The 11,279-nt window shown below is 53.9% G+C and carries 12 protein-coding genes and 1 rRNA gene; all 13 read right to left on the bottom strand.

The annotated features are described in order from the left end of the window. Window positions 1-170 (bottom strand): 16S ribosomal RNA (locus FE783_RS32965); the annotation flags it as partial. Between the two features lie 430 nt (window positions 171-600). Then, window positions 601-2,103, bottom strand: coding sequence for a lysine--tRNA ligase (gene lysS / locus FE783_RS32960; protein ID WP_420799791.1), 1,503 nt, complete (start codon window positions 2,101-2,103; stop codon window positions 601-603). Window positions 2,104-2,214: 111 nt separating this feature from the next. Further along, a complete protein-coding gene (greA, locus tag FE783_RS32955) occupies window positions 2,215-2,691 on the bottom strand; it encodes a transcription elongation factor GreA (protein ID WP_138883652.1) in 477 nt (158 codons plus the stop codon). A 218-nt stretch (window positions 2,692-2,909) separates the two neighbouring features. Then, window positions 2,910-3,923 carry a tRNA dihydrouridine synthase DusB gene (dusB, locus tag FE783_RS32950; RefSeq protein ID WP_138883651.1) on the bottom strand — a complete coding sequence of 338 codons (1,014 nt, stop codon included), beginning with the start codon at window positions 3,921-3,923 and terminating at the stop codon, window positions 2,910-2,912. Window positions 3,924-3,927: 4 nt separating this feature from the next. Continuing rightward, on the bottom strand, window positions 3,928-4,155 hold the full coding sequence (locus FE783_RS32945) for a helix-turn-helix domain-containing protein (protein WP_138883650.1): 228 nt from the start codon (window positions 4,153-4,155) through the stop codon (window positions 3,928-3,930). After that, window positions 4,107-4,682 (bottom strand): 2-amino-4-hydroxy-6-hydroxymethyldihydropteridine diphosphokinase, encoded by a 576-nt coding sequence (gene folK / locus FE783_RS32940; RefSeq protein ID WP_138883649.1) that lies wholly within the window; start codon window positions 4,680-4,682, stop codon window positions 4,107-4,109. The genes FE783_RS32945 and folK overlap by 49 nt, the downstream gene beginning before the upstream one ends. Further along, window positions 4,679-5,047: a dihydroneopterin aldolase gene (folB, locus tag FE783_RS32935; RefSeq protein ID WP_138883648.1), complete on the bottom strand. Its 369-nt coding sequence runs from the start codon at window positions 5,045-5,047 to the stop codon at window positions 4,679-4,681. Before folB ends, folK begins: the two co-directional genes overlap by 4 nt. Before the next feature lie 40 nt (window positions 5,048-5,087). Beyond that, window positions 5,088-5,900 carry a dihydropteroate synthase gene (gene folP, locus FE783_RS32930; RefSeq protein WP_138883656.1) on the bottom strand — a complete coding sequence of 271 codons (813 nt, stop codon included), beginning with the start codon at window positions 5,898-5,900 and terminating at the stop codon, window positions 5,088-5,090. A gap of 105 nt (window positions 5,901-6,005) precedes the next feature. After that, window positions 6,006-6,878, bottom strand: coding sequence for an aminodeoxychorismate lyase (gene pabC, locus FE783_RS32925; protein WP_138883647.1), 873 nt, complete (start codon window positions 6,876-6,878; stop codon window positions 6,006-6,008). Continuing rightward, window positions 6,875-7,462: an aminodeoxychorismate/anthranilate synthase component II gene (gene pabA / locus FE783_RS32920; protein WP_138883646.1), complete on the bottom strand. Its 588-nt coding sequence runs from the start codon at window positions 7,460-7,462 to the stop codon at window positions 6,875-6,877. Before pabA ends, pabC begins: the two co-directional genes overlap by 4 nt. Before the next feature lie 6 nt (window positions 7,463-7,468). After that, window positions 7,469-9,049: an anthranilate synthase component I family protein gene (locus tag FE783_RS32915; protein ID WP_138883645.1), complete on the bottom strand. Its 1,581-nt coding sequence runs from the start codon at window positions 9,047-9,049 to the stop codon at window positions 7,469-7,471. A gap of 217 nt (window positions 9,050-9,266) precedes the next feature. After that, window positions 9,267-10,205 carry a cysteine synthase A gene (gene cysK, locus FE783_RS32910; RefSeq protein WP_138883644.1) on the bottom strand — a complete coding sequence of 313 codons (939 nt, stop codon included), beginning with the start codon at window positions 10,203-10,205 and terminating at the stop codon, window positions 9,267-9,269. A gap of 118 nt (window positions 10,206-10,323) precedes the next feature. Continuing rightward, window positions 10,324-11,274: a peptidylprolyl isomerase gene (locus FE783_RS32905; RefSeq protein WP_138883643.1), complete on the bottom strand. Its 951-nt coding sequence runs from the start codon at window positions 11,272-11,274 to the stop codon at window positions 10,324-10,326. Window positions 11,275-11,279 lie beyond the last annotated feature (5 nt).

Here is an 11,279-nt window from a genome sequence, read left to right as displayed (position 1 = left end):
TCCACTTATTCGGTATTAGCTATCGTTTCCGATAGTTATCCCAAGCTTACAGGCAGGTTGCCTACGTGTTACTCACCCGTCCGCCGCTAGGCCCGAAGGCCTCGCTCGACTTGCATGTATTAGGCACACCGCCAGCGTTCGTCCTGAGCCAGGATCAAACTCTCCAATAAGGTGTTGCTTATTAGATGAGCTGATTGCTCAATTCGTACTGACTTGTGTCGAATACTTCGGAGTTTGCACAACCGAAAATTCGACTTGTTTGGCTTCTTGCGAAGCCTCACTTGCACGCTCGTTGTTCAGTTTTCAAGGAGCAAAATGCTTGTCCTGCTTGCCGCTGCGCCATTCCCTTCTTGCGAGGGGTCCGAGCGGCGACTTTTATAAGATACCACATCCGGCAATCGGATTGCAAGTCTTTTTTATAAAAAATTAAGAAAAGCTTCTAATCGAGGGTTTGCCGATATGACTATTATCCGGTGGCAATCGTCCCGGTCAAAAAGAGAAGAGACGCCGGATCCTCTTATTATCAGCCAAACTACCCGATTCCGGGTCATTCGCATCGAATAAGGGTTCCAAACATCTCTTACTTTACCAAACATTATCTCATTCGACGCTGCGTTCTCTCATACTCGGGAACAGCAGGACGTCGCGAATCGAAGGAGAGTCGGTAAGCAGCATGACTAGCCGGTCGATCCCGATGCCAAGTCCGCCTGTCGGCGGCATGCCGTACTCCAACGCCCGGATGAAATCTTCATCCATCTCGTGCGCCTCATCGTTCCCCTGCTCCTTCTCGATCAACTGGGCTTCGAAACGTTCGCGCTGGTCGATCGGATCGTTCAATTCGGTGAAAGCATTGGCATGCTCGCGGCCTACGATGAACAGCTCGAACCGATCCGTGAACCGCTGATCCTCTTCGTTCTTCTTAGCCAATGGCGAAATTGCCACCGGATGGCCGTAAATAAACGTAGGCTGAATCAAGGTCGACTCTACGAAATGCTCGAAGAAGGCATTCACGATATGGCCGAACGTCATATTCGGCTCTACCGGAACCCGGTGCTCCTTCGCCAATCGGTGCGCTTCTTCATCGCTCATCTGCTGCTTGAAGTCGACGCCGACCGTCTCCTTGATCGCATCCACCATCGAAACGCGGCGCCATGGCGTTGCAAGGCTTACTTCTTTATCTTGGTAACGAATTTCCGTGCTTCCCAATATTTCGGTGGAAATGTGCGCGATCAAATTCTCGGTCAACCGCATAATGTCCTGATAGTCGGCATACGCCTCGTACAGTTCGATCATCGTAAATTCCGGATTGTGGCGAGTCGATACCCCTTCGTTCCGGTACACGCGGCCGATCTCATACACTTTCTCCATGCCGCCGACAATGAGCCGCTTCAGGTGAAGCTCAATCGCAATCCGCATGTACAGCTGCATGTCGAGCGCATTATGGTGGGTTATGAACGGTCTCGCCGTCGCTCCGCCGGCGATGGCATGCATGGTCGGCGTCTCCACTTCCAAATAGCCGAGCGCATCCAAGTACCGCCGCATCGATTGGATGATCCGGGAACGGGCGATAAACGTCTGCTGAACTTCCGGGTTGACGATCAAATCGACATAGCGCTGGCGGTAACGCATCTCGACATCCTTCAAGCCGTGGAATTTATCCGGCAGCGGATAGAGCGATTTCGCCAGCACTTCAAGTGAATGCACTTTAACGGACGTCTCGCCTGTCTTCGTCTTAAAGACGGTCCCTTTGACGCCTACCATATCTCCGATATCCAAAATGCTGAAAGCTTGATACATGTCCGATCCCAGCTTGTCTTCACGGACGTAGATCTGGATTTTACCCGTAATATCCTGAATATGGGCAAATGACGCTTTGCCCATCCCCCGCTTCTGCATAATGCGGCCCGCCAAAGAAACCTCGTGGTTTTGCTCATCGAGCTCTTCCGTAGACAAGGCGTCATACGCTTCCAGTACTTGCTTGGCATGATGGGTCCGGTCGAATTTACGGCCGAACGGATCGATGCCGAGTCCGCGAAGCTCGTCCAATTTGTTGCGCCGTATGGCCAGCAGTTCGTTTTCGTTCAATTCCACTTCTTGGCTCAATTGACTCATCTCCTAAACGTGTAGCGCATGTGCGTTAAACAAAAAAGCCTCCAATGGAAGCTTTTTCGAAGGCAATGCGCGGATTTCGAATTTCGAAACAACCCGTTTCGATTACTTCTTAATATCGATGATTTTATATTGAATGACGCCGGCGGGAACCTGAACATCGACGACCGCATCTTTCTTCTTGCCGATCAACGCTTTGCCGACCGGGCTTTCGTTCGAAATTTTGTTCTGGAACGGGTCCGATTCCGCCGTGCCTACAATGGAATATTCTACGGTTTCGCCGAACTCGAGATCTTCGACCGTGACGATCGAACCGACATTGACGGTATCCGTATCGACTTCGTCGTTGTTGATGATACGCGCGTTGCGCAGCATCTTCTCCAGCGTAATGATGCGGCCTTCGATGAAGGCCTGTTCGTTCTTGGCATCCTCGTACTCGGAGTTCTCACTAATATCCCCATAGCCGATCGCTACCTTGATTCTTTCGGCTACCTCGCGGCGTTTGACCGACTTCAGGTGCTCAAGCTCTTCTTCAAGCTTCTTGAGACCTTCCTGAGTCAGGATGACTTCTTTTTCGTTCATATTGCAAATCTCCCGTCGTGTGAAGATTTTCTACCTGGAAATCGAACGATTTTTCGGTATGAATTCACAAAGTTAAATATATTAGCGGGGTTGGGTCAAGATGACTTTTTCCAGTCTTTTCAACGGTTCAAGGCGAACACTATTGCTTGATTATATTTCAACCCGCCAAAAATGTCAATGACAGGCAAAGTCCGCCAACAGCCCTCAATAAAGCGCTTTTAATGGGTAAGGACAGCCTTTTGCTCCGCATTTCCGCCCGAATCGTCCAAACCCGCGATAAACTCGTACAACGTGGCGACCATGTCGTCTCTCCGGGATTGTTCCATGATGACATCCTTCACCCGGGCGGAGCCTTGCAGCCCTTTCAAATACCAAGCCATATGCTTGCGCATTTCCTTCACAGCGACATGCTCGCCCTTAAGCGCGACCAACCGGTCGAGATGCAAAATCGCGATGCGGATTTTCTCGGCCGCATCCGGCTCCGGAAGCAGCTCTCCGGTGGTCAAGTAGTTGATCGTCCGATACAGCATCCAAGGATTGCCGAGAGCGGCCCGCCCGATCATGACGCCGTCCACGCCGGTATGATCCAGCATTCTCTTCGCATCCTCCGGCGTGAATACGTCGCCGTTGCCGATAACCGGAATGGATACCGATTGTTTAACTTCTTTAATAATATCCCAGTTAGCCTTGCCGGTATACATTTGCACGCGGGTACGGCCGTGCACGCTGACGGCCGAGCCTCCCCCGTTCTCCACCGCCTTGGCGTTCTGGACCGCATAAACGTGCTCATCGTCCCAGCCGATGCGCATTTTTACCGTGACCGGCTTGCTGACCGAACGAACCACCTCGGTAACCATTTTCTCGATCTTGCCCGGATCCAGCAGCCAGCGGGCGCCGGCATCGCATTTCGTTATTTTCGGAACGGGACAGCCCATGTTGATGTCGATAATGTCGGCATTCGTATGCTCGTCCACATATTTGGCCGCTCCGACCAGCGTTTCCGTATCGCCCCCGAAAATTTGCAGGCTGAGCGGCTTCTCCCGTTCGTCCACGAACAGCATATCCATCGTCCGGCTGTTGCCATGCAGGATCGCTTTGTCGCTCACCATCTCGGCGCAGACGAGTCCGCAGCCAAACTCCTTGGCGATCAGCCGGAACGCCGGATTGCACACTCCCGCCATCGGCGCCAGCACAACTTGATTGGGTGCGGATACATCTCCGATTTTGAGCATGATATTATTCACTTCCTTTCGACTCCGAAGATATGTCCGCCAATTCGTCCGGATTGATTCCGAGCGCCTCGGCGATTTTATTCAACATTTTAACGTCCGCCTTGCGGGTTCCTCTCTCGACTGACCCGAGCACGGCGATCGATACGCCGAGTCTTTTGGCAAGCTCGTCTTGCGTATATCCTTTCAGCTTCCGGAACGCTCGGATACGCTGCGCCAATTGAAATTGCTCCAACGGGTAACGCCTTCCTTTCCATCAAGACTGTCCAGATGTTCGGCTATCGTTGCAAGGAGCTTCGGCCGCTCCGCGGCTGTGTCGAGCAGAGGGATCAGCACGAAAGCCCGTTCCCACATACGAGGATGCGGAATAATAAGTTCCGGGGTATCCAGTGCGGTTTCGTCCATAAGCAGCAAATCCAGATCGACCGTACGCGGCCCGTTGCGGATGGTGCGAACGCGGCCGAGCCGGTCTTCGATATTCTTCATATGCTTGTGCAGCGAAGCCGGCGGAAGCTGCGTACGAACGACGGCCACCATGTTCAAAAATCGGCCTTGATCCGCATACCCGACCGGTTCGGTTTCGTATATATCCGACACTCGGACAACCTCGACAAGTTGATGGAGTCCCAGCTCGCGAACCGCCTCACGCAAGTAGGATTCCCTTTGCCCCAAGTTGGATCCGATTCCGATAAACGATTCTTTCCATTGCTCCGTACCGGCCGGTTCCGGGACGGCTTCGTGCCGGTCGTCCGGTAACGTCATGTCGATGCCCGCTTTCTGTTAATCTCGACGGTAACTCCGTCAAAATGGATGTCAAAGGGCGGATTCGGCTTGATCACCCGCACCGTGACGTCATTTACACTAGTATACTGATGCAGCACATCCGATGCAATGTTTTCGGCCAGCGCCTCGATCAGGCGATACGTACGGCCTTCCACGATTTGTTTGACACGTTCATATACTTCGGCATAATTTACGGTTTTATCCAAATCGTCCGTGCGCCCCGCCACGGACAAATCGAGGGATAGCACGATATCGACGCAGAACCGCTGTCCCAGCTTATTTTCCTCGGGGAATACGCCGTGATAGCCGTAAAACTGCATGCGCGATAAATGCATTTTATCCAATTTCGTCAGCTCCGTTCCTGGAAAGTTCCGCTTGCCGGGATTAGACGCGAATCATCGCGTCCGTCATCGCAGCCACCCGCTTCATCGCTTTCACATCGTGCACGCGCATAATCGCGCATCCTTGAGCGATCCCGAGCGCGACCGTAGCGGCCGTGCCTTCCAGGGCATCCTCCGGGGTAACGCCAAGCGTGTTGCGGATCATGCTCTTACGAGACGTGCCGAGCAGCACTGGGAATCCGAGGGCGGCCACCTGATGGAGCCGGTTCATAAGCAGCAAGTTGTGCTCATACGTTTTGCCGAAGCCGATTCCGGGGTCGAGTATAATCCGATCGTCGCCTATCCCGGCCCCTCGAGCGATTTCGACGCTTTCCCGCAAATCTTCGAGCACTTCCGTCATATACTGACCATAATCGGCAGACCGGCGATTGTGCATTAAAATGACGGGACAATCGTAGGCGGCAGCTACGTTCGCAATTTCGTCATTTTCTTTAAAGCCCCATATATCGTTCACGATGTGAGCCCCGGCTTCCAGAGCGCCCTTCGCCACTTCGGCCTTGTACGTATCGATCGAAATCGGCACCGGCAGCCCAGCTTCAACCAGCGCCCGTATTACCGGAACAACCCGGTCCAGTTCCTCTTGCACGGTAACCTTCGTAAAGCCGGGGCGGGTCGATTCCCCGCCGACATCGATCATATCGGCTCCTTCTTCGACCATGGCAAACGACCGTTCGACCGCCTTCTCGACCGAGACGTATTGCCCCCCGTCTGAAAACGAATCCGGAGTGACGTTCAGGATGCCCATTATTAAAGTACGCTCCCCGATCGTCAGCTCCAGATTGCGGCATTTCAGCATTCTGTGTTGAAAATAAGTCGATGACGGCCGGGCAAACGGCCGCTCCGCATCCCCGCCGCCAAATTTATCGCGCTCCATAACGATGCTCCCCTTCCTTTCGACCGCTCACTCCCAAGCCGCTACTCCGTAGGCTTTCATCAAATTACGGGTCAAGTCCCCGGGCAGCCCGCCGCCGATTATCCGCGCTTCTCCGTTAGTGTCATATCCCCGATTGACAGGAACGATTTCCTGTACCGAATTCGTTATAAACGCTTCATCGGCTTCCATTACCGCCGACCATTCGTAAAGCCCTTCCCGAACGTCGAATCCACTTCGTTCAGCCAAACCGATCACGTATTCCCGCGTAATGCCGGGGAGGATGCCGGTTACAAGCGACGGCGTATATACCACTTCGTCTTTGACCCAGAACAGATTGCTTACAATCCCTTCCGCCACATGACCGAATCCGTCCAAAAAAATACCTTCGGCGCCGGCAGCCCATTCGTACCGACGCATTTCCCGCTTGGCCAATATGTTGTTCATGTAGTGAAACGACTTATACCGGACCGAGCCTTCCGGACTGTTGCGCCGCAGCTCGAGCAGTTGAATCGGCTTCCCTTGCGTATACGTTCTTTCGTCTCTGGGCGGCAGCGGCTTGACATATACGATTACGTTCGGCTTCTCGTAGTCGGCTGTCGGCAATCCCAACAGGTCCACCCCGGCGGATACGGAAAACCGAACATACGCATCCGGCAAGCCGTTGGCTGACAAAAGCCGGGCGATCAGCGATTCCGTCTCGGGCGCATTCGGTATGTACCGGATACCAAGCTCCGTACAGCTCCTTGATAGTCTTCCCATATGCGGCTCCAACAAAAACGGACGTCCGCGGTAAGTGCGAAACGTCTCGAACAATCCTATTCCGTACAAGAAGCCGTGATCATATACGGAAACCACGGCTTCCTGATCGTCGCAGATGCGCCCGTTTACCGCGATCTTCATTTACGGACTCCGCTCGCCGCGGTAATCGCCACGAAATTGCGCAGCAGCTTCAGTCCGTGGTCCGTAATGATCGATTCGGGGTGAAATTGCACGCCTTCAATCGGATACTCCTTATGGCGGAGCCCCATAATTTCGCCGTCCTTCGTCTCCGCGCTGATTTCCAGACAATCCGGAAGCGTTTCGCGGCGGACGATCAGCGAGTGGTACCGGGTTGCCGTATAAGGCGAAGGAATCCCTTCAAAGATCGTTTTGCCGTCATGGTAAATTTCCGACGTTTTCCCGTGCATCAGCTTCTCGGCGCGAATGACTTCGCCGCCGAATACTTGTCCGATCGACTGGTGTCCCAGACAAACGCCCAAAATCGGAATTTGTCCTTTGAAACGGTCGATCAGCGCCAGGCTAATTCCCGCTTCGTTCGGCGTGCATGGGCCCGGCGAAATGAGAATATGGTCCGGCTTCAGAGACTCGATCCCGTCCAGATCGATTTGGTCGTTGCGGTGGACGACGACCTCCTGCCCGATTTCCCCCAAATATTGCACCAAATTATAAGTAAACGAATCGTAATTGTCGATGACGAGTATCATCTCGGCTCAGCTCCTCGCGTTCTCGCTATATAGGATCGCCTTCCATAACGCTTTTGCCTTGTTCAGCGACTCCACAAATTCTTTCTCCGGGTCCGAGTCGATGACGATTCCGGCTCCCGATTGCACGTACCCGATTCCGCCGCGGACGACCAGCGTCCGTATAACTATATTTAATTCCATATTGCCGTTATAGTCAATCCATCCGATCGATCCGGTATAGGGACCCCGGCGTACCGGCTCGAGCTCCTCGATAATCTCCATCGTGCGTATTTTCGGTGCGCCCGTGATCGTCCCGCCGGGGAAAGCCGCCGCAATGAGATCGAACGCATCTTTGTCTTCCGCCAGTTTGCCCTGGACATGGGAGACGATATGCATGACGTGGGAGTATCGTTCGACGACCATCAGATCGGTTACTTTGACGGTCCCGTACCGGGACACGCGTCCGAGGTCGTTGCGCAGCAGGTCGACGAGCATAATATGCTCCGCCCGCTCCTTCTCATTCGACAGCAGCTCCTCGGCCAGCCTCTGGTCTTCCTGCTCGTCGCTTCCCCGCGGACGCGTACCCGCAATCGGACGCGTTTCGACAACGCCGCCGACGGATTTGACCAACAGCTCCGGAGAGCCCGAGACGATCGTATAGTCCGGAAAACGAAGCAGCCCCATATACGGAGACGGGTTGAGCAGACGCAACCACTCGTAAATCTGCTCCGGCTCGCGCTCAAGCTCCCGGTTTTGCCTGACGGACAAGTTCACCTGAAACACATCGCCCTGCGCGATGTAGCGCTGAATTTGTCGAACCGCTTCCATATATCGCTCTTTGGAGAAATCGATCCGAATTCCCGGGATAGCCTCCACATCGACCGCGAGCGCTTCTTCCCGGGAAATGGAGTCGAACGCGCGGGCTCTTTGTTCCGAACGTTTATCCGATGCAGCCGCGTTAACGGCTTCCTTCCACCAGTCGGCCATACGCTGCGTTTCTTGCTCCGCCTCCTTGTATAGCTCGTCCAACCGCTCAGGCCATGCAGCGTCCCTTTCTCCGAAAGGAACAAATCGGTGCACGGCGCAGTAGAGCACCCGCTCTTGCATGTCGTAAGCAAATACGCGCCGCATCATCATAAAATCATAGTCGGGCAGCAGCAAATCGTCCTCGGCGCACAAGGGGAGCCGTTCGATCGAACGAGCCACATCATACGACCAATAACCGACGCATCCCCCTGCAAAAGGAGGTACGCCTTCAACAACGGGAGACCGGTACGGGTGCATCCACGACTTCACGATTTGCAACGGAGATCCCGTTACTTGCCGCTCGCTCCTCACAGCACCCTTCCATACGGACCCTGTGTCCTCATACTCCACAATTGTCGCCTGCGCGCCTTTACCCGTAATGACCCCGGCCGGATCGGCCCCAAAATACGTATACCGCCCGCTCTTCCCGCTCTCCAAAACGAACGAGGGCTTGCCCGTGCCGTTCCAAAACGGCTCCCAAGAAGCCGGGATGCCGGGCACCTCTGTATATTTGCGAATAAAAGGGAGGTTTTCGTAATCGACCGCCCATCGTTTCCATTGCTCAAGCGTAGTTAGACCCACGTCAAAACTCCCCCTGATAGCCCCAATCGTTTATTCCGACTACTTTTATAGGAGCCCTCGCAATTGCCGTTAATAGCTCCAGCCCCTCCGAGGAGGGGCTGGCAGTCAGAAACGATTAAGAGCTGCTACGTATTTATTTGTACATGTAGAGGCGCTTAATCCTTGCCCAAAAGGGTAAGTTGCAGCGGTACAGGAACGCTTAGTACGCAGCAGTTCCTTACTCGTCGAATTGATAAAGCGGTGTGCTCAAGTAACGTTCGCCGTTGCTCGGGATAACGGCTACTACGCGCTTGCCTTTGCCGAGCTGCTTGGCTACTTTCAAAGCCGCGAAGATGGCCGCACCGGAGGAGATGCCTCCGAGAATGCCTTCTTCCTTCGCCACGCGGCGGGACGTCTCGAATGCTGCTTCGTTGTCCACCGTAATGACTTCATTGTAAATGTCTGTATTCAATATTTCCGGTACGAAGCCTGCTCCGATACCTTGAATTTTATGAGGACCTGGCGCGCCGCCGGACAATACGGGGGACGCGGAAGGCTCAACGGCGAATATTTTGATGTCCGGGAAATTTTCGCGAAGCACTTTGCCCGCTCCCGTAATCGTACCGCCCGTGCCGATTCCCGAAATGAACGCATCCAGCTGTCCGTCGTGGGACTTGATCGCTTCCACGATTTCCGGGCCGGTCGTCTCGATATGCACCTTCACGTTCGCCTGGTTTTTGAATTGCTGCGGGATGAAATAGTTCGGGTTCTCGGCAGCCAGCTCCTCGGCCCGTTTGATCGCGCCCTTCATGCCTTCGGGCCCTGGCGTCAAGATGAGCTGCGCTCCGTATGCGCGAAGCAGGTTGCGCCGCTCGATGCTCATCGTCTCCGGCATAACGAGAATCGCTTTGTAGCCTTTGGCTGCCGCTACCATCGCGAGTCCGATTCCGGTGTTGCCGCTCGTCGGCTCGATAATCGTGTCGCCCGCCTTCAGCTTGCCTTCGCGCTCCGCCGTTTCGATCATGCTCAGGGCGATCCGGTCTTTGACGCTTGCGCCCGGATTCTGGTATTCGAGCTTGACGTATATTTCCGCGCTGTCTTCCGGCACGACGCGGTTCAAGCGGACAAGCGGCGTATCACCGATCAATTGAGTAATGCTTTGCACCAATTTTGCCATACTGTTACCCTCCCGTATGATCATTCATTATTATTCCGAGTAGTTTTGTCGGCTTTATTACTATCATCTTATCAACCCGGCTAAAGGTTGTCAACAAAAAATTGCGACTTTCGGCTCTTTAACGAAGCTCCGGGTCCAATATTTCGGCATGGCGCTTTTCCCGCATCGATTTCACCAGTTCCTTGAGCGGAACCGCCCTTTGCAGCGCCAATTCTTTGCGAATGAAAGCTTTCTTCTGTTCGTCCACCGTTTTCTTTATTTCTTTCTTTTCCTTCAACTGAATGACGGCAAAGCTTGCCTTCAGCTGAATAGGCTTGCTGATCTCGTCTTGCTTCATGCTTCGGGCCGCTTCCATGATAGACGGCGGAAGAAACGGATCTCTCTCCTCGACCCAACCCAGATCCCCGCCTTTTTTGGCGCTTGCCGCGTCGATCGACAGCTTCTGGGCCAAAGAGGAAAAGACCGCTCCGTTCTGCAAATCTTTGATCACTTGGGCCGCTTCTTCCTTTGTTTTCACTTCGATTTTGAACAGATGAAACTGGACATAGCTCTTGAATTCTTCGGGATGCTCTTTGATATAGGCGGCGACTTCGGCTTCCGACACTTGTATTCCTCGTATCGCGATACGTTCGAGCAGCAATTTGTAGTAGACGTCCTCGCTAAGCTCCGATTTGGAGAGGCCGAGCTGCTCCTTCATCGACTTGTAGAAACGCTCCTCGCTCTCGTATCCTTCCTGCATCCGTTTCAGTTCCACATCCATCTCATCGCGGCTTACCGTAATCTTCAATTCCTCGGCCTCCTGCCGAATCGCTTCCCGATCCAGCAGTACATTCAGCAGTTCCGCTCCATACTTGTCTGCAAGGCGCTGCTGCAGCTGCTCATACGTAATCGATCGGCCGCCGATTACCGCCACTGCTTGAGCTTGTCGGTCTCCCGGCTCCGCCGGGTCGGGAACGGGCTCGTTCGTTTTGGCCAGCTTTCCCTCACTGCGGACAAGCAAAACGGTCAAAACGAGAACGGCCGCCAACAGCAAGGAAGTGGCTCCCCACAGCAATTTAACGCTCCGCATCCGAA

Origin of the sequence: Paenibacillus mesophilus (assembly GCF_005938385.1) — a bacterium.
In the GTDB taxonomy this organism is placed as follows: Bacteria; Bacillota; Bacilli; order Paenibacillales; family NBRC-103111; genus Paenibacillus_AB; species Paenibacillus_AB mesophilus.
This window is presented reverse-complemented; position numbering and strand designations above follow the sequence as displayed.

Excerpts from the sequence above, each read along its gene's own strand:
- greA (WP_138883652.1), bottom strand. The coding sequence starts at position 2,691 with ATGAACGAAAAAGAAGTCATCCTGACTCAGGAAGGTCTCAAGAAGCTT.
- dusB (WP_138883651.1), bottom strand. The coding sequence starts at position 3,923 with ATGCTCAAAATCGGAGATGTATCCGCACCCAATCAAGTTGTGCTGGCG.
- folK (WP_138883649.1), bottom strand. The coding sequence starts at position 4,682 with ATGACGTTACCGGACGACCGGCACGAAGCCGTCCCGGAACCGGCCGGT.
- folP (WP_138883656.1), bottom strand. The coding sequence starts at position 5,900 with ATGCTGAAATGCCGCAATCTGGAGCTGACGATCGGGGAGCGTACTTTA.
- pabC (WP_138883647.1), bottom strand. The coding sequence starts at position 6,878 with ATGAAGATCGCGGTAAACGGGCGCATCTGCGACGATCAGGAAGCCGTG.
- pabA (WP_138883646.1), bottom strand. The coding sequence starts at position 7,462 with ATGATACTCGTCATCGACAATTACGATTCGTTTACTTATAATTTGGTG.
- cysK (WP_138883644.1), bottom strand. The coding sequence starts at position 10,205 with ATGGCAAAATTGGTGCAAAGCATTACTCAATTGATCGGTGATACGCCG.
- FE783_RS32905 (WP_138883643.1), bottom strand. The coding sequence starts at position 11,274 with ATGCGGAGCGTTAAATTGCTGTGGGGAGCCACTTCCTTGCTGTTGGCG.